The organism is Proteiniborus ethanoligenes (genome assembly GCF_900107485.1).
GTDB classification, from domain to species: domain Bacteria; phylum Bacillota; class Clostridia; order Tissierellales; family Proteiniboraceae; genus Proteiniborus; species Proteiniborus ethanoligenes.
In genome coordinates this window covers 25712-49463 of the sequence record NZ_FNQE01000004.1, presented here as the reverse complement: position 1 = coordinate 49463, position 23752 = coordinate 25712, and the positions used below count along the sequence as shown (strand labels likewise).

At 33.8% G+C, this 23752-nt stretch carries 18 protein-coding genes; 16 read left to right on the top strand and 2 right to left on the bottom strand.

The annotated features are described in order from the left end of the window. The first annotated feature begins 23 nt into the window (after positions 1 to 23). From BLV37_RS02780 to galU, 7 genes are all read left to right on the top strand, one after another. Positions 24 to 1574, top strand: a complete 1551-nt coding sequence (locus BLV37_RS02780) for an ABC transporter ATP-binding protein (protein ID WP_091726943.1) — start codon at positions 24 to 26, stop codon at positions 1572 to 1574. After that, positions 1558 to 2601: an ABC transporter permease gene (locus BLV37_RS02775; protein WP_176967838.1), complete on the top strand. Its 1044-nt coding sequence runs from the start codon at positions 1558 to 1560 to the stop codon at positions 2599 to 2601. Before BLV37_RS02780 ends, BLV37_RS02775 begins: the two co-directional genes overlap by 17 nt. Further along, positions 2602 to 3546: an ABC transporter permease gene (locus BLV37_RS02770; protein ID WP_091726939.1), complete on the top strand. Its 945-nt coding sequence runs from the start codon at positions 2602 to 2604 to the stop codon at positions 3544 to 3546. It abuts the gene before it with no gap. After that, the gene (locus tag BLV37_RS02765; RefSeq protein ID WP_091726936.1) at positions 3539 to 4573 is read left to right on the top strand and encodes a BMP family ABC transporter substrate-binding protein; all 1035 of its coding nucleotides are present in this window, start codon (positions 3539 to 3541) and stop codon (positions 4571 to 4573) included. Before BLV37_RS02770 ends, BLV37_RS02765 begins: the two co-directional genes overlap by 8 nt. Before the next feature lie 125 nt (positions 4574 to 4698). Continuing rightward, the gene (locus BLV37_RS02760; RefSeq protein ID WP_091726934.1) at positions 4699 to 5622 is read left to right on the top strand and encodes a pseudouridine-5'-phosphate glycosidase; all 924 of its coding nucleotides are present in this window, start codon (positions 4699 to 4701) and stop codon (positions 5620 to 5622) included. A gap of 279 nt (positions 5623 to 5901) precedes the next feature. Continuing rightward, the gene (locus BLV37_RS02755) at positions 5902 to 7794 is read left to right on the top strand and encodes a nucleoside-diphosphate sugar epimerase/dehydratase (RefSeq protein WP_091726931.1); all 1893 of its coding nucleotides are present in this window, start codon (positions 5902 to 5904) and stop codon (positions 7792 to 7794) included. Positions 7795 to 7811: 17 nt separating this feature from the next. Next, positions 7812 to 8684 (top strand): UTP--glucose-1-phosphate uridylyltransferase GalU, encoded by an 873-nt coding sequence (galU, locus tag BLV37_RS02750; protein ID WP_176967837.1) that lies wholly within the window; start codon positions 7812 to 7814, stop codon positions 8682 to 8684. A gap of 47 nt (positions 8685 to 8731) precedes the next feature. Here the strand turns inward: galU and BLV37_RS02745 are convergent, their stop codons facing one another. Then, positions 8732 to 9283 (bottom strand): cupin domain-containing protein, encoded by a 552-nt coding sequence (locus BLV37_RS02745; protein WP_091726929.1) that lies wholly within the window; start codon positions 9281 to 9283, stop codon positions 8732 to 8734. Between the two features lie 238 nt (positions 9284 to 9521). Between BLV37_RS02745 and BLV37_RS02740 the strand changes: the two genes are divergently transcribed. Then, positions 9522 to 10880 carry an amidohydrolase gene (locus tag BLV37_RS02740; protein WP_091726926.1) on the top strand — a complete coding sequence of 453 codons (1359 nt, stop codon included), beginning with the start codon at positions 9522 to 9524 and terminating at the stop codon, positions 10878 to 10880. A 45-nt stretch (positions 10881 to 10925) separates the two neighbouring features. Next, complete coding sequence (gene ade, locus BLV37_RS02735; protein ID WP_091726923.1) at positions 10926 to 12689, top strand: adenine deaminase; 1764 nt, start codon at positions 10926 to 10928, stop codon at positions 12687 to 12689. Positions 12690 to 12769: 80 nt separating this feature from the next. Here the strand turns inward: ade and BLV37_RS02730 are convergent, their stop codons facing one another. Then, positions 12770 to 14443: an MASE3 domain-containing protein gene (locus BLV37_RS02730; RefSeq protein ID WP_176967836.1), complete on the bottom strand. Its 1674-nt coding sequence runs from the start codon at positions 14441 to 14443 to the stop codon at positions 12770 to 12772. Positions 14444 to 14711: 268 nt separating this feature from the next. Between BLV37_RS02730 and BLV37_RS02725 the strand changes: the two genes are divergently transcribed. The 7 genes from BLV37_RS02725 to BLV37_RS02695 all read left to right on the top strand — a co-directional run bounded on the left by BLV37_RS02725 (position 14712) and on the right by BLV37_RS02695 (position 23750). After that, positions 14712 to 16901, top strand: a complete 2190-nt coding sequence (locus BLV37_RS02725; protein ID WP_091726918.1) for an AraC family transcriptional regulator — start codon at positions 14712 to 14714, stop codon at positions 16899 to 16901. Positions 16902 to 17030: 129 nt separating this feature from the next. Next, the gene (locus tag BLV37_RS02720; RefSeq protein ID WP_091726915.1) at positions 17031 to 18065 is read left to right on the top strand and encodes an ABC transporter substrate-binding protein; all 1035 of its coding nucleotides are present in this window, start codon (positions 17031 to 17033) and stop codon (positions 18063 to 18065) included. A gap of 27 nt (positions 18066 to 18092) precedes the next feature. Next, entirely contained in the window at positions 18093 to 19202 is a 1110-nt protein-coding gene (locus BLV37_RS02715; RefSeq protein WP_091726913.1) for an ABC transporter ATP-binding protein, read from the top strand. Further along, positions 19203 to 20924, top strand: coding sequence for an ABC transporter permease (locus tag BLV37_RS02710; protein WP_091726910.1), 1722 nt, complete (start codon positions 19203 to 19205; stop codon positions 20922 to 20924). Further along, positions 20925 to 22037 carry an ABC transporter ATP-binding protein gene (locus tag BLV37_RS02705; RefSeq protein WP_091726909.1) on the top strand — a complete coding sequence of 371 codons (1113 nt, stop codon included), beginning with the start codon at positions 20925 to 20927 and terminating at the stop codon, positions 22035 to 22037. Between the two features lie 63 nt (positions 22038 to 22100). After that, entirely contained in the window at positions 22101 to 22751 is a 651-nt protein-coding gene (locus BLV37_RS02700; RefSeq protein WP_091726906.1) for an HAD family hydrolase, read from the top strand. 240 nt (positions 22752 to 22991) lie between these two features. After that, positions 22992 to 23750 carry a GntR family transcriptional regulator gene (locus BLV37_RS02695; RefSeq protein WP_091726903.1) on the top strand — a complete coding sequence of 253 codons (759 nt, stop codon included), beginning with the start codon at positions 22992 to 22994 and terminating at the stop codon, positions 23748 to 23750. Positions 23751 to 23752: the final 2 nt, after the last annotated feature.

Below are 23752 nucleotides of genomic sequence, written 5' to 3'. Positions count from 1 at the left end.
TGCAAAATGTATAGGAGGAAAAAATGGATTATATTGTAGAGATGAAATCAATAACAAAAAAATTTGGCTCTATTATTGCTAATGACAATATCGATTTCAATTTAAAACAGGGAGAAACACATGCTTTAGTAGGTGAAAATGGTGCAGGAAAGACTACCCTAATGAGAATTTTATATGGCCAATACAAACATGATTCAGGTGAAATATTAATTCGAGGTAAAAGAGAAGAGTACAATATTTCAAAGGCTTTATCACTAGGCATTGGGATGGTACACCAAAATTTTATGCAAATACCTAATATGTCAGTATTAGAAAACATTATATTAGGACATGCTCCATTAAAGCATATTTTCATTGACTATAAGGAAGCAAGAAATAAAGTGAAAGGGCTTCTAGATAGATTCAATATGAAAATTTCCTTAAATAGACCAATTAGCTCACTATCTGTAGGGGAACGTCAAAAAATAGAAATTATCAAAACGTTATATTTGGGAGCCAATATATTAATTTTAGACGAGCCTACTGCTGTATTGACACCGCAAGAATCTGATGAATTGTTTAATATTATTGAAGAATTAAAAAGTGAAGGAAAATCAGTAATATTTATTTCTCATAAGCTAAAAGAAGTAATTACAGTGGCAGACAGAATAACTGTCATGAGAGGTGGCAAGGTATCTGCAAAATATGTTAGAGGGCAGGTTACAGAAACTGATATTGCAAGAGCTATGATTGGAAAAAATGAGGTTTCCTTATTTCAAAATCAAAAGAGAGGATGTATTGGGGAAACTGTATGTAGCTTTGAAAAGCTATGGTTTTTTGATGATGAAGGAATTCCTAAATTAAGAGATTTAAGCTTTGAAATACGCTCTGGAGAGATTTTAGGAATAGGCGGCGTAGAAGGAAATGGCCAGACTGAGCTTCTTAATTCAATTATTGGAATGGAGCATTTATCATCTGGGAAAATTATTCTAGCGGGAGATGACATTACTAATTTATCTATAGCCCAAAGAAGAAAATCAGGCGTTGGATATATATCTGAGGACCGGATGACTACAGGTTTAGCATTGGAAGCAGATATGAGTGAAAATGTGATTTGTGGTACAGAGGATACATTCAAAAACCTTGTGTTTTTAAACAAAGAAAAAATTGAGAGCTTTTCATCTGAAATGATTAAGAAATTTGACATTAGAGGTATTGAAAAAGGCAAGCCAGTGAATAACTTATCTGGCGGGAATATGCAGAAGATTGTATTAGCAAGAGAAATAAGTCGCAATCCTAAGCTGTTAGTTGCATCACAGCCAACAAGAGGATTAGATATTGGAGCAATTAATTTTGTTCGTAAAATATTATTAGAGGAAAAAGATAAAGGTACAGCCATATTGCTTATTTCTGCAAACCTTGAAGAGCTACTATCATTAAGTGATCGAATAATAGTGCTATATGAAGGAGGAATTTCAGGGGAGATATTCTCCCACGAAATCGAAAACAACTCAGTATCAGAATCAGATATTGGTCTAATGATGGGTGGTATAACTGTAAGAAAGGATGGGGACACAAATGATACAGATGTATAAAAATAAATTGAATGATAGAAATCATTTAATACAATTATTTAGTCCTGTCTTTTCTATTATTATTGCATTTATAGTAGCTGGAATTGTTGTATGGTTTACAGGTGGCAATCCGATTGAAGCCTATTCTGTTTTAGCAAAAGGAGCTTTTGGTTCACTATCTGGAATACAAAATACTATAAGATATACATTACCTATCATTATGTTGGGCATATCCTTCGCTGTTTGTAACAAATGTGGCTATTTTAATATTGGACAAGAGGGACAAATGTATGCTGCTGCTATTGCAATTGCTGCAGTACAAAAATTATTGGGACATATCCCTACATTTCCACTTATGCTGATAATGATAATTGTAGCGATTTTAGCTGGTGGTATTGTTTGTCTTATACCGGCAATATTTAAATTTTTATTTGGTGTTAATGAAGTTATTGTTGCTATGTTAATGAACTATATAATTCTTCTATTAACTAATTACTTATTGCTATATAGTCCAATTGCTGAGGTAGGTAAATCAACAGCCATGTCAATAACAGTGAAACCTATTGTAAGTGGAATTATGCTCCTTGTGGCTTCTACAATTATTATTTTAGTTTATGGTATAATTGCTAAAAAATCAGCACCAGGCTATAGACTAAGAATCGTAGGATATAACCCAAGGTTTGCCAAGGCAAGTGGTATAAATACAATCCGACTAATTTTAATTGTAGCATTTCTAGGCGGTGCTTTCTCAGGGCTGTCTGTTGTTGGAGAAATCTTTGGAGTATACCATAAAGTATATAATGGATTTGTTGAAAATCTAGGCTTTTATGGTATGACAGCTGCCCTGATAGGTAGTAAATCCACAATAGGACTAGTATTAGGGGCTTTAATATTGGGAAGCCTACAGAGTGGTTCCGTTACTCTGTCAGTAATGACTAATGTGCCTTCGGAAATAGTTCTTGTAGTTCAAGGATTTGTAATGCTGTTTGCTACCATTAATATAGTGCAATATTTTTCTAAGTCAACAAAAAAGAAGGGAGCTGAATAAATGGATATCTTACAATTACTTAACTCTTCTTTACGTTTAGCAGCTCCAATAATATTGATTGCAATAGGTGGATTGTTTGCTTTAAAGGTTAACATTTTTAATCTAGGACTTGAAGGCTTTACATTAATAGGCTGCTTTTCCTCTGTTGTAGGAGCATTTTACACTAATAGTGTTATAGGTGGCCTATTTATAGGAGTAATAGCTACAATTCTTATGACGTTAATTTATGCAGTATTTGTAATGGAGTTAAAAGTTAATCCAGTAATATGTGCAATAGCTTTTTTAACTCTTTCAAGTGGGTTAACACGTTATTTAATGATTCCAATCTTTGATGTAAGCGGAAAATACATTTTATCTTCTGACTTAGCTTTACGTCCTATTGCTATTAGCTTTTTAGAAAAAGTACCAGTAATTGGACCTATTATAAACAATCAAACAATCTTAGTTTACTTATCATTGATAATCCCGTTTTTTGTATATATTTTTCTATATAAAACGAATATAGGATTATCAATGAGGGCCATAGGACAAAGCAGTAATGCTGCAATGTCTGCTGGAATAAGTGTTAAAAAAGTTCAATACTTTGCTTTGATTCTTAATGGACTATTTTGTGGGCTGGCAGGTGCACAATTAGCTCTTTCACTAAATTTGTTTAATGTTGGTATGACATCAGGTAGAGGGTTCACAGCTTTAGCAGCTTTGATTCTAACAAATGCAGAGCCTATATTAACATTATTAGTCTGCTTATTGTTTGGTTTTGCAAATGCTCTAGCTAATTATCTATCAACAGAAGGATATCCTTCACAAATTTTAGCCATGCTACCTTATGCATTAGCTTTATTAGCTGCTATTCTGCCTATGATCATTAAGACTATAGCAAAGTCAATGAAAAAAGCAAAGATTAAGAATTCAAAAATTAATAACTGGAGGGATATTAATGTTTAAAAGAAAATCAATTTTGGCTAGTATTTTAATTTTATCAATTGCACTCCTTGCTTTAACTGGATGTGCAGGTACGAACAAAGCAGAAGACAATAAGGACGCAAAAGACATTACTAAAATTGCCTTCGTATCTGACCAGGCTTTAGATGCATCTGAATGGTTAGTAAATTTGGTAAAAGGTATTAATGAGTATCAAGCAAACCATGAAAATGTTGAGATTAAAATGATAGAAGCTATACAGACAAGTGAATATGAACCAAAGATTAGAGCATTAGCAGAGCAAGGATATGATGTTATCATTACAACATATGCTAGTATTGCTGAAGCTACAATATCAGTTGCTAAGGACTATCCTGATATTAAATTTGGTAGCCTTGACGGAACAATTGAAAATATTGAAAACTACAAAAATATTCAGGAATTTGGTTTAAATAGAACTGAAACTGCATATTTAGGTGGTGTTGCAGCAGCTACAATGTCAGAAAGTGGTGTAGTTGGTATTGTAGGTGGAATGGACGAGCCTATTATAAATGCTATTATAGCTGGATGGCAGCAAGGATTAAGAAGTGTTAATGAAAATATTCAAGACTATGTATCCTACGCTGGTACTTGGACTGATCCTACAACTGGTAAGGACTTAGGATTAGCTTTAGTGGATAAGGGTGCTGATGTAATTGCAGCAGCAGCTGGTGGTACTGGTGCTGGTACAGCACAAGCAGCAGCTGAAACAGGCACATATTTTGTTGCTTGGGATACACATTATGATGAGATATTCAAAGTTAACAATGTTGAGCTTGGTAGTGCACTTAACTATTTTGATGTAATGGTAATTGCATTTATTGAAGATATCCTAGATGGAAACTTCAAAGGTGGTCAAAGAGTTGATTATGGTATGGATAAAGGTGTGTGTGAATTCCATATGTATGATGATGCTCCAGTAACAGAAGAAGTAAGACAAAATGTAGCAGCTGCTCTAGAAAAAATTAAAAATAAGGAAATCACAATTTCAACTGAACCATTGCATAAATAATATGTCTATGAAGATATAATTTTATAAACAAATGATAATTGAGTAAGATGCTTATTATAGCCTAAAATGGATTAACTACAAATATTACTTGTCCCTTTTAGACTAAATAAATGAGGAGAGAATTTATGAGAAATTTTGAAAGCTATTTAGAATATAGTGATGAAGTTTTAAATGCTAAAGAAGAAGGATTGCCTATAATTGCTCTTGAATCAACCATCATCTCCCATGGAATGCCTTATCCAGAAAACGTAAAAATGGCAAAAACATGTGAAAGAATAATCAGAGATAATGGCTGTATTCCTGCAACAATAGCAGTTATCAATGGGAAAATTAAGATTGGATTAGATGATGATGATTTAGAGTATTTAGCGAGTGCAAAGGATGTTGCTAAAGTTTCAAGAAGAGATTTGGCATATATAGTATCTACTAAAAAGACAGGTGCAACAACAGTGGCATCTACAATGATTTGTGCAGGGCTGGCTAATATTAAATTCTTTGTCACTGGTGGCATTGGTGGTGTTCATAGAGGATACAATGAGCATATGGATGTGTCAGCAGATTTGGAAGAACTAGCCACAACAAATGTCAATGTAATTTGCGCAGGTGCTAAGTCAATTTTAGATTTAGGCAGAACACTTGAGTACTTAGAAACAAAAGGTGTACCAGTAATAGGGTATGGAACTGAGATTTTCCCTGCATTTTTTACTCGTGACAGTAAATATAAATTAAATACCTGCTTTAATGATGTTAATCATATTGCAAAAATGATTAAAACAAAAGATGATTTAGGTTTGCGTGGTGGTACTATAATCGCAAATCCTATTCCAGTAGAATATCAACTTGAAAAATCCTTTATTGATTCTATAGTTGATGACGCAATTTTAGAAGGTGAAAGAAAAGGAATAGAAGGAAAGGATGTAACACCATTTTTACTTTCAACTATTGTGGAAAAGACAGAAGGTAAAAGCTTAGAAGCAAATATTGAATTAGTTTATAATAATGCTAAAGTTGGCGCTCAAATTGCCTATGCTTATTATCAAACTAAATAATGAAAGTAAATGAATCAGCCCCCAGCGAGAGAGACACTGAAAAAGTTTGCTTAAGATTCAAAGACTGTTTTCAGTACTCTCCTAGCTTTAATCCCTCCTCCAGAATAAAATCTGAAGGAGGGATTTAAATTTTCTATGCCACCTTTTGGGGAAGCAAAACCAGAAGGTGGTTTTTATATGCATAACTTTTCCTGAGAATACTAGCATAATACCCAATATTTTGATAGAATAGTTTTAGCTAAATAATAAACAATGTTTTTTCGAGAAGGAGTCTTTGTCATGCAAAAGAGAGTGAGAGTTATTTTTTTGGTGCTTTTAGATATAGCACTTATCAATCTAGCCTATTATCTAGCCTTATACCTACGATTTGATGGTAAAATCGAAGCCCAATATCTAAAGGTGTACATAAACAATGCATTAATAATTACATTATTAAAAATATTAGTATTTTATTATTTTAAACTTTATAGAAGCTTATGGAGATATGCAAGTGTAGAAGAGCTTATGAATGTAGTTGTAGCATCGGTTGTTGCAAATACTGGAGTAGTTAGCCTTTTGTTTGCTCTACAAACACATTTGCCTAGAAGTGTATATGCCATAACTACTATGCTAGATATGATGCTAATAGGTGGTGCTAGGTTTAGCTATAGAGCACTTAGGAGACTCAAGGGCAGTGAGCTTAAAAATGGCAATGGATTTAAACGAGTGATGATAATAGGCGCTGGAGATGCAGGAGCCATGGTAATAAGGGAGCTAAAAAACCATACGCAGCTTAATAGCAAGCCTGTAGCTATAATAGACGATGACTCCATAAAAGAAGGCCAAAGAATAAATGGTGTACCTGTCATGGGGCAGAGAGTTGATATATCAATTGTTGCCAATAAAATGAAAATTGATGAGATAATTATAGCTATTCCCTCTGCAGGTAAGGGTGAAATAAGGAAAATAGTTCAGGAATGTAAAAAGACTAAAGCTAAGCTAAAAATATTACCTGGAATTTATGAGCTTATAGATGGACAAGTTAGTATTAAGGAAATACGAGATGTTCAGATAGAAGACCTTCTAGGAAGAGATGAAGTAGAGCTTAATATTGATGAGATAAGTGAGTATCTAAAAGGCAAAAAAGTTTTAGTTACTGGTGGTGGAGGCTCTATTGGCTCAGAGCTTTGTAGACAGATTGCAAAGTTTAAGCCTGATACATTATGCATCCTAGATATATATGAGAATAGTGCCTATGATTTACAAAATGAGTTAAAAAGCAGATATAGGGATTTAAATCTAAAGGTTATCATAGCTTCTATAAGAGACAAGAGTCGTATAGATGAAATCATGAAGGATATTAAACCTGATGTTATATTCCATGCTGCAGCACACAAGCATGTGCCACTTATGGAGGACAACCCTAAGGAAGCCATTAAAAACAATGTGTTCGGCACCTTAAACCTAGCTCAAGCAGCAGATAAATATGGAGTTAAAAGATTTGTCATGATATCTACAGATAAAGCAGTGAATCCAACTAATATTATGGGAGCATCTAAAAGAATATGCGAGATGATAATTCAATCCATAGATAAAGGGAGCAAGACAGAGTTCGTAGCAGTAAGATTTGGTAATGTATTAGGCAGCAATGGAAGTGTAATACCACTATTTAGAAAGCAAATACTGGAAGGAGGACCTGTTACGGTGACTCATCCAGAAATAATAAGGTACTTCATGACTATACCTGAAGCTGCTCAATTAGTTATACAAGCTGGAGCTATGGCTAAGGGTGGAGAAATATTTGTACTCGATATGGGAGAACCAGTTAAGATAGTAGATTTGGCAAGAGATTTAATAAGGCTTTCTGGATTCGAACCAGATTTAGATATACCTATACTATTTACTGGGTTAAGACAGGGAGAAAAGCTATTTGAAGAACTTTTGCTAGATGAAGAAGGCATCCAATCAACAGGGCATGATAAGATATTTATTGGCAAACCTATATTTACAGATTATAAGCTAATATTGAAATCTATACATACTTTAAGAGAAATAATAGATGAATGTGACAGTGGTACTCTTAAAGAACATGTGCAGCAAATAGTACCTACATATAATATATGCAGCGTGGAAAATACTATAAAAGACCCCAAGGTCTCATGTGAGGTCTGTGCAAGTAAAGAACTTATATAGAAAGGTTAGTGATATATATGCTAGTTAAAAAAGCTGTTATCCCGGCAGCAGGGTTGGGGACTAGGTTTTTACCTGCAACTAAGGCCCAGCCAAAGGAAATGCTACCTATTGTAGATAAGCCAACCTTACAGTATATTATTGAAGAGGCTATAGAATCTGGAATAGAGGATATATTAATTATAACAGGGAGAAATAAAAAATCCATAGAGGACCATTTTGATAAATCTGTAGAGTTAGAGCTAGAGCTTGAAAAAAAGGGTAATACAGAATTACTAGAAGAGGTTAGTAAAATCTCTAATATGGTAAATATACACTACATAAGACAAAAGGAGCCCCTAGGACTAGGGCATGCTATCTATTATGCTAAAAGCTTTATAGGAGATGAGCCCTTTGCAGTGCTTCTAGGCGATGATATAGTAAATTCAAAAGCTAAACCATGTCTAAAGCAGCTTATAGATATGTATGATGAACACAAGGCTACTATTCTCGGAGTTCAAGAGGTGGCAAAAGAGGATGTTAACAAATATGGTATAGTATCTGGAAATAAAATAAAAGATGGACTATACGAAGTGAAGGACTTAGTAGAAAAACCAAATATAGATGAAGCACCTACTAATGTGGCCATACTAGGAAGATATATAATAGCTCCTGAAATATTTCATATATTAGAGACTACAAAGCCAGGTGCAGGAGGAGAGATACAGCTTACAGATGCCCTAAAAGAGCTAGCTAAGCAGCAAAAAATGTACGCATATACCTTTGAGGGCAAAAGATATGACGTAGGGAACAAGCTAGGCTTCCTCCAAGCAACAGTAGAGTTTGCATTAGAGAGAGAAGATTTAAAAGATGGTTTTAAGGAATATTTAGTTGAATTGATAAAAAGCATATAATAAAATCCCATCCTCAGATTTTATTCTGAAGGTGGGATTTTATATTTTTAAAAATCCTTTGATGTAGCTACTAGCAATATCTTTGCTATGTTTGAATTATGAGTGTTTTTCCATTTATGAGGTATAGAGCAAGGGTATGTAAGGGTATCTCCTTCTTTGAGTATATAATCACCAACGCCTACCAGAGTATACATTACTTCACCTTCAAGTATATATACAATTTCTTCACCATTATGACTTACTTCTTTACCTGAATCAGCCAGAGGCGGTATTGTAATAACACCACCCAAAATTTCGTTTTTGTCTTTCGTAATCATTTCTTCTGTTAAATCACCATATTTACTTTTGTTACGTGTTATTACTTTGCGTTCATCTTTTCTTACAAGTGAAATTTTACTATCAATATCATCAAGAAAAAATGAAATAATAGAAAAACCTAAAACATCAGCTAACTGTTTAGCAGTGAGTATATTAGGTATAGATTTATTATTTTCTATTTGGCTTATAGCACTGGCCGATAATCCTGTTTTTATGCCTAATTCACGTAGAGACATTTTTTTCTCTAATCGTTTACTTTTAATCATGCTTCCTATATCCAAGTTTTTTCACCTTTCTTTGAAAAATTCTATTAGCAATATATATAAAGATAATAGCACAAAATATAAAATTTTAAAAATTTCAAAATAATAGAGGATTTTTTTGAGTTGTGAAGAATGTTAAATATAACGGACAAAATTCATTATAACGCACAAAACAATATAGTTCAAGTACAATTAATTAATTTTAAAAAGCATTAGGTAAATATTTTACTCAATAAAAAATAAAGGAGGGAATTAATTGAGTCAAATACTATTAAAGAACGGTTTCATAGTTTCTATGAACAAAGAAGAGCAAGTTTTTACGCAGGGAGATGTGTTAATTGAAAATGATAGGATTAAAGCAGTAGGGCATGTAGAACAGTCTTTAGTAACCCCTGATGTAGAAATAGTAGATGCAAAGGGAAAAATTATTATGCCAGGCCTTATTAATACACATGTACATACGTCACAGCAATTAGGCAGGGGTCTTGGTGATGATGTAAATCTTCTAACTTGGTTACATGAGAGAATCTGGCCCTATGAAAGTAGTTTAACTGAAGAGGATTCCTATATTTCTACATTGCTTTGCTGCCTTGAACAGATCAGAGCAGGGGTCACATCATTTGCTGAGCCTGGTGGTCAATTTGTTAGTGGCATGGCAAAGGCTGTGAACCAGATTGGTATTCGTGCTAAGCTTGCAAAGTCAGTGATGGATTGTGGAGAAGGGCTGCCTAAAGTCTGGCAAAAAACAACACAAGAAGAGCTTGACAAACAAGAAGAAGATTTAAGAAAATTTCATAATACTGCCGATGGACGTGTTCAGGTTTGGTTTGGATTGCGTACTATCTTTAACAACTCTGATGATTTGATTATCAAGACTAAAGAACTTGCAGATAAGTATGGTGTAGGTGTACATATGCACGTTGCAGAGGTAAAAGAAGAAGTTGAGTATGCATTAGAAACAAGAGGGGCCACAACTGTAAAACATTTATACAATTTAGATGTTCTGGACAAAAACTTTCTTGCAGTTCATACAGTATGGCTTACAAATGAAGAGGTGAATATGTTTAAAGAGAAGAGAGTAAAGGTTTCACATAATCCAGCGGCTGCTATGCGAGTACTTGGATTTGCTAAGATTCCAAGAATGCTTAAGGAAGGAATTTGCGTAACATTAGGAACTGACGGAGCAGCAGCCAGCAACAGAATGGATTTAATAGATGAAATGTGGCTTACATCTCTTATTCATAAGGGGTGGCGATTAGACCCTACAATTATGAAGGCTCAGGAAATCATTAGAATGGTTACTGTAAATGGTGCAAAAGCTCTTCTTGAAGAGGATAATATTGGATCTCTAGAAGTAGGGAAAAAAGCCGATGTCATAATTATTAATCCTAATTCTGCTGGAATGCTGCCTATTCATGATGCTATTGCAAATCTAGTTACTTCTATGCATTCATCTAATGTTGAAAGCACAATGTGTGATGGGAAGTGGATTATGAAGGATAGGGAAATATTAACAGTTGATGAAGATTCTATTATTAACGAAGCAAAAGAAAGAGCAGAATCAATTTACAAACGTGCTGGGATAGTTTTACCTCATAGGTTTCCATATATCTAAAAAAGTATTTAGATTGATATAGAAATAAAAAATGGAGGGATAGTAATGGATAAAAAATTAACATCTGTTTCTATGGGATTAGAAAAAGCTGACTTAGTAGTTGTGAACGGGAAAATTGTTAATGTTTATTCAAAGGAAATATATAATGGTGGAATTGCAGTTGCTAATGGCAAAATAGCTGCAGTAGGTCACATAGATTACTGTATTGGTGAGAAAACTAAGATTATAGATGCTAAAGGGAAGTATTTGCTGCCAGGCTTTATTGATGGGCATATTCACCCAGAAAGTACAAATTTGAGTATTAGGGGCTTTGCGGAAATAGTCTTAACTCATGGGACAACAGCTGTGATGGCAGATATGCATGAGGTAGGAGTTGTTGGCGGAATGGAAGCCATTGAAGCAGTACTTAATGAGGCTAAGGCAACAGATCTCAAAATATATTTTGTAGTGCCCTCCCATGTACCTTTTGCTCCAGGACTTGAAACAAGTGGCGGCTCTTTTAATAGTGAAATTATTGAAAAGGCCCTAAAGCGTGATGATGCAGTAGGACTATCTGAAATTGTAGCACCTTATCTTTTACAAGGAAATACAGAGTTAATTAAAGCAATGGAAATAGCAAGTAAAATGGGCAAATCACTCCAAGGACATTTGCCTGAAATGAAGGGACCAGCAATGAATGTATGCATGGCAGCAGGAGTAAGCACTGACCACGAATCCCTTAGTACAGAGGATGCAATCGAGAGATTACGTGCTGGCTGTTACGTAATGATGCGAGAGGGTTCGGCAGCAAGAAATATGACAGAGTGTCTGAAAGCTATAACTGAGCATAAGCTAGATTCAACTATGTGTAGTATAGTAACAGATGATTTACATACAGTTGATGCGGTAGAGAGAGGACATTTAGATGATGCTATACGTACAGCTTTGAAAAATGGTGTGGATTTTGTTACTGCAATACAGATGGTAACAATAAATGCAGCAAGAGCTTTTAATCTAGATAGAGAAATAGGTGCATTGGCTCCAGGAAGACGTGCAGATATAAACATTGCAGAAGGACCAGAGGATTTTAAGGTAATATCTGTAATATCAGGTGGCAACCTAGTTGTTGAGGATAGTAAGTTAATTAAGCGTTATGACAAGGCAGAACATGAGCCTATACTCCTAAATACAATTAAATTATCTAAAAAAATTACTGCAGAAGATCTTATGATTAAGGTAGATAAGGAAGCTAAAGAAGCAAGAGTAAAAATAATGCGTACTTTAGATTGGATACCTATAACCTTTGGGCAAGAGACAATTTTACCTGTTAAGGATGGGGTTGTTGAATGCGACTTAAATCAAGATATTCTATATATAGCTCAAGTAGAACGCTATGGAAAGAATGGAAATATTGGTAAGGCCTTTATGGGAGGATTTAACTTAAAATCAGGTGCAATTGCATCGTCTGTAGGTCATGACAATCATAATATAATTGTTATGGGAACAAACTTTGAGGATATGGCCCTTGCTGTGAATAGAATAGGGGAAATCCAAGGTGGGCAGGTTTTAGTTAATAATGGTCAAGTTATTTGTGAAGTAGAATATCCTATACTAGGATTGCTATCAGACTTAGATGCTTGGGAACTAGCATCACAGAAGAAAGTATTAAATTCAAAAATTCATGAACTGGGCTGTACTATAAGTATTCCATTTATGTTTCTTTCTTTTATTTGCCTAGCGGCTATTCCAGAATATGCAGTAACAGACCATGGTTTTATTGACGTAATGCATCAAGAAATTATTGACCCAGTTATTGAGCTAATTAAATAAGTATAATAGCAACCCCACCCTCAGAAATTAATCTATAGGTGGGGTTGAAATTTTATATATAGTATCATAGAACAAAACAATCATACTTCCAAAATAAAATAAGTAATATCATCGTCATGTATATATCCATCTTTAGTGTTTTCTCTAATTTCTAAAAGAATTCTTTCGTTTAATCTATTCAAGCTCTTGTATCTGTATTCTTTCATGATTGTAACAATAGTATCCATTTTCAAAAGTGTATTGCCTTTAAAGCATTCTACTAATCCATCTGTATAAAAAATAATTCTGTCACCCCTATTTAAGTCTAGATATGCATTTTCATACTTAGGCTTGTAGAATTCAGCGAATTTACATATAGTAAACCCGCTACTCTTATCTAGCAATTCCCAATCTCCATTCCTTCTGACTAGGATTGGGAGGACATTCATACCACCTGAACAGTAGGACAGTTTTTGTGTTCTTATATTGTATACTGCTTCAAATATTACTATGTGCATTTCATTTGGAAAGTCAGATTTATTAAATTCCTCATAAAAGCTCTGTAGCTTTTCAGAAGGAGATATAATATTTTCTCCAGAATGAAACAGGTTTGTTGGCTTCATTATTCTATCAGCAAATACAGTCATAACTGCAGCAGATACTCCGTGACCTGAAACATCAGCAATGTACATTGCCAAGTGTTCCTCATCTAAGGCATGAATATTATAAAAATCTCCACTTAATCTTTCACATGGAATATATTCTGAGATAAACTTAGTATTAAAAATTTTTAGAGATTTTTGTGGAAGCAAGGATTGCTGTATCCGTTTTGCATGCTCCAAATCCTCCATCATTTTATTGTTAACTGCTTGAATCTCTGCAGTTCTATTTTCTACAACCTCCTCTAGGTTGTCAGCATACCTTTTGATTCTCTTTTTAGCTTTATCAAGCTCGTTATATGGATGATCTAAGTTATATGAAAAAATTGCTCGAAAAACAAGAAAGCCAAAGACTATATTAAACATATGGCCTAAAAGATTATAGGTGTCGTAGACACTTTTATACAGAGTAAAAGCACCGTCCGTAAAAACTGCAAAGCACAGGCTTATATAATAAATTTTAAAAATTCTATTATTAGTCCTGATATAATCCCTTATACAAAAAACAACAGTTACAGAAAATAATATCATAACAAAGTATTCTAAATAAATTTTTAATGGAGTTAAGCCTTGCCCATCGATAAACATAGGAGGCAGTAGGTCTTGCTTATACGTTCCTATGTAAAAAATCGCCAATGTAGCTACAATGCTCCCTCCTAAAAAATACTCTCTTTTTAGGTTGGTTTTTTTATCTACTGGAATAGCTGCTGCTATGAAAAGCCCAATGGCTAAAACTAATCTACTAATCATCCAAAATATTGTTGCCTTTGGTGCAGAGCTTTCGGTAAAAAAGCTAGGCATACCTTTATAGCTCATTGTATGAAAGAAGCTAACAGATCCAGTAATAAAAAATGTACTGCTATAAACTAATAGCCTTAATCTCATATTTTTATTGAATGTATAATAAGTTATTGTATATGTCATGAAAAAGAGCAGTATACCCAAAAACTCAAGGACAATATGAGCTGTTAAAAATTCTGGTATATTTAAAACCCTATAAATTTGCTCTTCATAAACACCTATTATTCTTAAGAACATTAAGTTTATAGCAAATATAGCCACAATTAATAAAAAATCCTCATGAATTATACTTTTTTTTGCTTTTTCTGCTATCATAAAAGGCATTCCCCTTTTTGTGACAATTTATTTTCTATACCCTAATATTTTCTACATTAATCTAACCAATCCTCTAAAGATTTTAAATAAATTATATATTTTTTAAAAAACACTACTTTTACTGACGACACTAGCATAATTCTTTATATTTTGATAAAATGATTTTAGATAAACAATAAACAACGCTTTCTCAATGAAACCACGGGGACTGTCCCTGTGGTTGTTTCCTGTAATTTCAGTACTTTATTAAATCAGGAGGGATTATGGTATGAAAGAGTTTTTTACGAACAAATACTTTAATAGAGTCCTAGCCTTGTTTTCAATAGTTATCTTGATAACCATTAATCTATTATCCTTTATCCTATATAAAAATTATGAAATAAACACAATAAACAGATTTAAGAAGATAAATATAGAGATATTGAATGAAACCAGTAGAATGAATGAATACATAGGAAAATCTATAAAATTGTCAGGAATGAATCTTCTATATGAATCTCCTATACAGAAGCTTATGAAGAGTCCAGATATGAACAACTTTGAAAAGGTACAAGCTATTAGAAGGATGGATTCAGTTCAATCCATGGGAATGCATATACATTCTATTTATTTGTACAATATGGAAAAAGACTACATATACTCTACATCAAACTATATGTCCACCCATGCAGATAATTTCTATGATAAGGAAGTTATCCAGCTTTTAAATAGTGGCAGGAATTTAAAGGGCTTTTATCCAATTCCACGTTGGATAAAAGAAGGAAGCTCTAAATATCCAGTATGCACCTTTTTCTTTTTTGAAAGCAATCCAATGAAAGAGAATAAAGGGGTATTAATAATAAACCTTGATTTAAAATGGCTAAAGGAAATAGAAGGAGAAGGAGATAAAAGCTCTTCACTATATATTGTGGATCAGGATAGAAAAGTAGTGTATAATTCGGATTTAGATAAGTTTCTAATGGAGCTATCAGATGAAAAATACATAGAAAAAATATTCGCTTCTGAAGAAAAAAGCGGACATTTTATAGATACAGTAGATGGTGTTAAATCCTTAGTTATGTATTCTAAACCAGAGGATCAGGAGTGGTATTTTATCAAGCTTATGCCCTATAATAGCTTAGTAGACAACATTACTGCTATGAGAGACAACACTATAAAAATAATTCTGTTATTTCTTGTGGTAGGAGTAGGTATTTCCTTTGCTTTATCTAAAAAATTATCTAATCCAATAGACAAATGGGTAAGTATGATGAAGGAATTTGGAGTGAGTAAAGACTCTGATGATATAACTTATATTACTTCATCTATAGAGCATATGCTAGTCAAGGCATCTGATTTAGAAAGCATGTCTAAAACCTACTTGAACGCTCTTCACCAGGAGCTACTAAAAGAAATCATAGTGGGAAATATAAAAAGAGATAAGGATATACATAAAATATTGAAGGAATATAAGATGCCCCTATCCTATCATGGAAACTATCACATGATTTTATGCTATAATGGTCAAAATTATATGCTAGAGGCTATGGGCAATGAATTTGAACAAAGCAATTATAGTGTCAATATTGGTGAAAACACAGTGCATATATTATGGAATGCAGATCCCCAAAGGATTAATCGACTAATAGATACCTTTAAATTTATGGGCGTATCATCTATAGCTGTTAGTGGGTTAATAACAAGTATTAGGGAGTTCAATTTAGGCTTTATTGCACTAAATGAGCTTTTAAAGGAAAAGATATTTTATCCTAAGGGCTATGTATTATATTATGATTATGAAATAACTAGATACAAGCCACCTCATTATCCTTCTGAGAAGGAAAAGGATTTAATTTCGTCCTTAAGAAGAGGAGAGGTCGAAAACACACTGGTTGTTTACAAAGATTTTATAGAGATAATATCTAATTTTAAATACGATTATTTTAAGTTTTATTTAGTTAGGCTTATTTTCTCTATTCAAAACATGGTAGATGAATTAGAAATAGAGGAATATTTCCTTGATTATGGAATGATAAAAAGAGATTATTTTGAAAAATATTTAGAAGAGAGCAACCATATATCTGGATTGGACATTTATTTTAAGGATATATTCTCTAGTATTGAAAGGGCAATATCTGAAGAAAAGTCTAAAAGAAATTATATTGTGATAGAAAAAGCTATTGAATATATAAGCCAGAATTTCAAGGACCTTAATTTAAGTTTACAGACTGTTTCTGATGCAGTTGGGCTATCTTCGTCTTATTTAAATCAAATATTTAAAACGGAAAAAGAAGTATCTATCAGTGAGTATATTGTAAATTATAGAATTGAAAAGGCGAAGGAATATTTAATTGATAAGGATTTTACTATAAAGAATATTGCAAATATGGTAGGCTTTAGCAATGACAATTATTTTTATACTGTATTCAAGAAAAACACAGGCTTAACCCCTGGACAGTACAGGAAAGAATATGCCTAGAAGTTTATTTAAAATATGAGATTATGTAAAAAAGTAGAATATTAAAGTTTATATTTAGAATTATATTAACTAAAATTATAGTTGTAAGCTCAGGCTCACAACTATAATTTATTTAAGGGGTGTATTTTAATGTTTAAAAGGAAAACGTTGGCAACTATTTTAGTCTTAGCACTTTCTTTAATAATGGTGCTAACAGGATGTGGCTCTAGTAACAAAGGCGGTACTAGTGGCTCAACTGATGAAAAACTAAATGTAATGCTTTATTCATCATTAAAAGATACGCAATTAGCAGCATTAAAGGAAAAGTTCACTGCTAAATACCCACATGTAAATATGGACTATTATACAGCTGGGACAGGTAATGTAATGACAAAATTAGCTACTGAGCAACAAGCAGGTGGAATTTCTGCAGACCTAATATGGGTTGGAGATCCAACTAACTATATTAACTTTAAGGCAGATGATTTATTATATCCATATGATTCACCTGCAGCTAAGGAAATACCAGATAAGTTCAAGGATCCAGATAGAATGTACATATCAGGTAGATTGATTATGTTAGGCTTTGTATACAATACAAATATGCTAACAGCAGAAGAAGCGCCAAAGACTTGGGATGACCTATTAAAGCCTGAATTTAAGGATTATGTAGGCATGACAGACCCTACATCAGCTGGTACTACATTTAATACTGTTGCAGGATTAGTTCAACATCCTAATTATGGCTGGGATTATTTTAGAGCTTTAAAGGAAAATGGAGTAAAGCTTGAAAATGGTTCTAGTGGTGTTGTAAATAAAGTAGGTGCTGGTGAGTATAAGGTAGCTATTGGAGTTGACTATATTGCCAGATCTGTAAAAGCTCAAGGCTCCCCAGTAGATTTTATATATCCAGCAGATAATATACCAGTTATAGAAAGCCCTATAGCTATAATCAAAAATACAAAAAATCTTGAAGCAGCAAAATTACTTTATGATTTTATAATTTCTGAAGAGGGACAACAAATTTTATTAGAAGAATATACATTCCCAATTAACCCAAATATGGCATTAGAAGATGCTATTCCAGTAACAGAAGCAGAAGCTAAGATGCTGCCTGTTGATAATCAGAAGCTTGCAGAAGATAAAGTTCAAATACTTGAAACATTTGATAGTATCTTTAAATAAGGAGTTATCTGAAGAGGAGGAAAAAGCATGGCTAGTGTAGACATAAAAGGAATTAGTGTAGGATATGGAAATAATACTGTGTTGAATGATATCTCCTTGAGCATAAAGGACGGAGAAAGCCTAGCAATTGTAGGGCCATCTAGTTGTGGTAAAACTACGCTTTTAAGAGCCTTATGTGGTTTTAATAAAATTTCCCAAGGAGAAATATATATCGGAGACAAATTAGTCTCCAGCGCAAAGAAAAGAGTTTCCATATCACCAGAAAAAAGAAACATAGGAGTTGTATTTCAAGACTATGCTGTGTGGCCTCATATGACTGTTTTAGAAAATGTAGTTTATCCTTTGAGAAAGCAAAAAGTACCTAAGGTACAAGCACAGGAGAGGGCGATGAAAGCAATAGCTCAAGTTAAAATGACGGAATATGCTCATCGCCTTCCGTCTCAATTGTCAGGAGGTCAACAGCAAAGAGTTGCTTTAGCAAGGGCTCTAGTATCTTCTCAAAATTTAATAGTACTAGATGAGCCCATTACAAACCTTGACGCTACATTGAGAGAAGAGATGTCCTATGAGATACAACAGCTTCAAAGAGAGTTAGGAGTTACAATAATATATATTACCCATGACCAGGAAACTGCTATGACTATAGCAGACAGAATGGCAATCATGAACAACACTGGAGACATACAGCAAATCGGTACTCCAGAAGAAATATGGACAAAGCCTGTAAACCAATATGTATATAAGTTTTTAGGAGTATCTAACTTTATTCCTGTTGTATACGAAAATGGTAGAATAAAAATAGTTGATGAAAATATGTCCATGACTATTGAAAATAAAGGCTTAGAAGAAAACACTGAGTATATGATGGCATCCCGACCTATAGAGATAAAGCTAGTAGAAGCAAAAAAAGGTGACGAAGGCTTTATTGGGAAAATGAACAGAGTAACTTATCTTGGAGACCAATTTGACTACTTTGTTGAAGTTGGGGTCCATACTATAAGAGTTCACCAGGATTCATATGATGCCTTCCAAAATGGTGTACCTGAAGAAGGAAAATACTATAGATTAGACTTTTCACAACCTCAATTTTACACTATGAATGAGCAGGCTGTGGCATTGGAAGGGGAGGTTGATTAGATGAAATTTTTAAGACGCTTTAAAACTCATGGCGATGTAATGGATGGAGGAAAGCTTGGGATAGACCAAGTCCTATATGGTCTTTCATTGATTATCTTGTTAATCACCGTATTGTTTCCTATTGCAATGATAATATATAGCACCTTCTTCTATGGATTTAAGTTTGACTTTACTATGTTTAAGGAAGTAATATTTAATCCAGACAATGTAACTGCTATGTGGAATACTATAAAGATATCCTTTGCTGTTACAATATTTGGAACAATCTTAGGCTTATTCTACGCATGGCTAATAGGTAGAAGTGATATCCCATTAAAGGGATTGATGAAGTCACTTTTTACTATTCCATACATGTTTCCGCCATTCTTTGGTGCTATGGCATGGAACCTATTACTTGCACCTAGATCAGGCTATATAAATAAGATTTATATGGCTGCTACTGGCTCTGCAACTCCGCTATTAAATATCAATAGCTTGGCCGGTATAGTATTTGTTGAGGTTTGCTATTATTTCCCCTTTGTGTTCTTACAAGTAGTAAGTGCATTGGAGAGAATGGACCCAACCCTAGAAGAGTCAGCGAGAATAGCAGGTGCAAATCAATGGTATGTAATTAGAAAAATAACTTTACCTCTAGTAATGCCAGCAACAGCTGCAGGAGCTATGCTGATTCTCATATCGTCATTATCACATTTTGGAGTACCAGCAATACTAGGATTTTCATCAAATATATTTACATTGCCAACTAAGATATTCCAGTTGATAAACAGGTCCTCTGGAAGCTTCCAAGGGATACGAGAGGGGGCTGCCTTATCAATACTGTTGGTAGTTGTAGTTGTTATAGCATTATGGCTGCAAAAGCTAGTTTTAAAGACAGGAAGATACGACATTATCAAGGGAAAAAGCATGAGACCTGTTCTTATTAAACTAAGAAAGGCTAAGTATCCACTATTAATAATTAGCTTAGTTTCCCTATTTATAATAGTTGTAATGCCTTTATTCATGATATTTGCTGTAGGTGGGCTAAAGGCCTATGGACTACCATTGAAGCTTGAAAACATGACATTTGCTAACTATAAGTATATTCTTACACAATCACAGATGGTAATAGACTCTATTAAAAACAGTTTATTCTTATCTGTAACTGCAGGTATAATATCTATGTTCCTAGGTGTTATGATAGCATATATCATTATCAAGGTTAGACCTAAAGGAAAAGAAGTTCTTGAGATATTATCCTTACTGCCATATTCCATACCTGGAATAGTATTAGCTATAGGAGTAATCTTATCCTGGAGTGGAATTATAGGAATAAATCTATACAATACAATATGGATAATACTAATAGCTTATATTGCAAGATATGTATCCTTTGCAATGAAGTCAGCAGCCGCATCCCTAGAGCAGGTACACTACTCCTTGGAGGAGGCAGCTAGATCCTGTGGTGCTACTCATTTAGAGTCCTTAAGGGATATTACATTGCCTTTAATCAGACCAGGAATGATTGCAGGATTTTTCCTAATATTCTTACCTGCAATGCGTGAGTTAACTACTTCTATACTGCTTTATGGACCATTTACTAGAACCTTAGGAGTAGCCATATACTCGGTAAATGCAGAAGGAAATACAGTACAAGCATCTGCACTTGCTGCAGTAGCCATATTGATAATTATTTTAGGAAATGGCGTTTTAAGACTTATTACAAGAGAAAGGAAGGGAGTTTAAATGGATCAAATAGTATTAAAAAACGTAACAAAAAAATTCCCGACCAAATCTGGAGAGCCAATTATTGCAGTAAACAACTTTAATTTAAATATAAAGGAAGGAGAGATATTTTCCTTCTTAGGCCCTTCAGGTTGTGGCAAGACTACAACTTTAAGGATGGTTGCAGGATTTGAAGACTTAAGTGAGGGTGAAATCTATCTAGGAGACAAAATAGTATCATCTAGCAAAAAGAATCTTTATGTTCCTCCTGAGGATAGAGGATTAGGAATGGTGTTTCAGGCATTTGCAGTATGGCCTCATTTAAATGTATTTGAGAACGTGGCTTTCCCACTGAGAGTACAAAAGAAAAGCAAAACAGAAATTAATGATGCTGTAAACAAAGCCCTAACTCATACTAACTTAAAGGGATTAGAAAATGTGTATCCATCTGATTTATCTGGTGGACAGCAGCAAAGAATTGCTCTTGCAAGGGCAATAGTTACTAATCCAAAAGTAATGCTGCTAGATGAGCCTCTTTCAAATCTAGACCCGAAATTAAGAGAGCATATGAGATTTGAGATTAAGGAGCTGCAACAGAAGTTCAATTTTACTATAATATTCGTAACTCATGACCAATCAGAGGCAATGGCCATGTCAGATAGAATGCTAGTTATGGATATGGGTAACATTGTTCAAATAGATACTCCTGCTAATCTATACAACAATCCTGTAAATAAGTTTGTTTATGGATTTCTAGGACAATCTAACTTTGTAGATGTGGTCTTAGAAGATGGAAAGATATATCCTGTGGGAGGCAAAGGCCAACCTATTCCACTAGCTTGGAGTGATGAGCTAAAAGGAAAAACAGGAGTAATAGCTTCAAGACCTAATGAAATATTAATAAATAGTAATTCGGAAAAAGGTTACGCTACTAAGATTGAAAAGAGAATTTACTTAACCTCAGGCATAGAATATCATGTAAAGCTTGGAGAACAAACAGTGCGTATCCGTACTTCTCATGAAAATATATACAAAATAGGTGACAATGTAAATATTGAATTCATTAGACCAAGCTGGTATGAGATGGATTCCCAAGACGCAGAAAAAGAAAGAATTCAAAGACAGGTAATATAGATTTAAAGACTATCTCTAAAAACTAGGGATAGTCTTTGATTTTTATGAAAGGATAGATGTGCTATGAAAAGATACAAAGGAGTAATATTTGATTTGGACGGAACCTTACTAGATACAATAGAGGACCTTTCAGATAGTATGAATATAGTACTTACAAAATATAAACATCCTAATTTTACTAAGGAAGAATATATGCTTAAGGTAGGAAATGGGTTTAGAGGATTAGTTCTAAATAGCTTTCCTGAAGAAACCGATGAAAAGATAATAGATAAGGCAGTAGAACAATTTGCAGAAATATACGACAGTAATTATCTTAATAAAACTAAGCCTTATGATGAAATAGACTATGTTCTAGATGGATTGAATAGAATGGGTATAAAGCTAGGGGTAAATTCTAACAAGAAAGATCATTACACTATGAACTTGGTTTCTAAGTTTTTTGCAAGAATACCCTTTATTAGGGTATATGGTGAACGGGCTGGCATAGAGAAAAAACCAGACCCTACATCAGCGCTAGAAATAGCTCAGGCTATGGAACTCAAGCCAGAAGAAATCCTATACATAGGAGATTCAAAAACAGACATACTTACAGCTCAAAATGCTGACATGGACAGTGTAGGAGTTCTATGGGGCTTCAGGTCAGAAGAAGAGCTAAGAGAATATGGAGCAAGCTATATAGTGTCTAGTCCGAAGGAGATATTGGATATTGTATAAATGGACAGGTACTGTTCGCTAGATAGATTATGAAGCTAGAACTTAACTAAATAATTATTATAATGTCTAACAATTAAAACTGGGGCGAATCACTTTACTAGTGGTTTAACCCAGTTTTTTATCTTTCGAAATAAATAATTTATAATATTTATCTAAAAAAAGAGGATTATTAAAAATGATGTCGAATAAAGACCTTATAAGCAAACGATATTATCATCAGCTTATCAGAGGAGTGAAAATATGAGTATATTAAATGTTAGAAAAATTCAAAAACAAACCGCTGTTCAAAAGGTACTCGAAAGTTTAAAGGCATATATATTATCTGATGATGGAACTGCTGGATTAAAATTACCATCTGAAGTTGAATTGGCAGAACAGTTAGGCGTAAGTAGGCTGACTGTCAGAGAGGCACTGACAATCTTAGAAAAGGAAGGCTACATTGCAAGAAATCAAGGTAGCAGTACTACTATAACATCATTTGCTAAGAAATTGACATGTCGCATAGAGGATGCTAGAGAAATTGCTAAGTTCATTAAAGATAATGGCTACGATTCTAGTGTAGACGAGATATTATACCATTGGAAAAAATCTGATCAACTGGAGTCAGAAAATTTATCTATTGAAAAAGATGAAGAGATTCTTGTTGTAGAAAAGAGGTTTTTAGCTAATGGGGCACCTGCAGCATTTTGCATTGATAGAATTCCTAAGAAATATCTTTCAAGGACAGATTTTAAAACAGAAGAGTTAGAGGATTCAATGTTTTATTTTGTCGAAAAGTACTGTCATTGTCAGCTTACTCATGACTTTATTGAATTGATTCCAGTCGTGTCTGATGCTAAGCTGTCAAGGCTTTTCGATATAAAGGAAGGCAGTCCTCTTTTTAGGGTGGATACTATTGAATATAGTAAGGATGGTATACCTGTAATGTATAATACAGAATATTATCTTCCACAATTTATAAGATTTACAGCTTGTAGAACAGTAGCATACATGTCATAGAA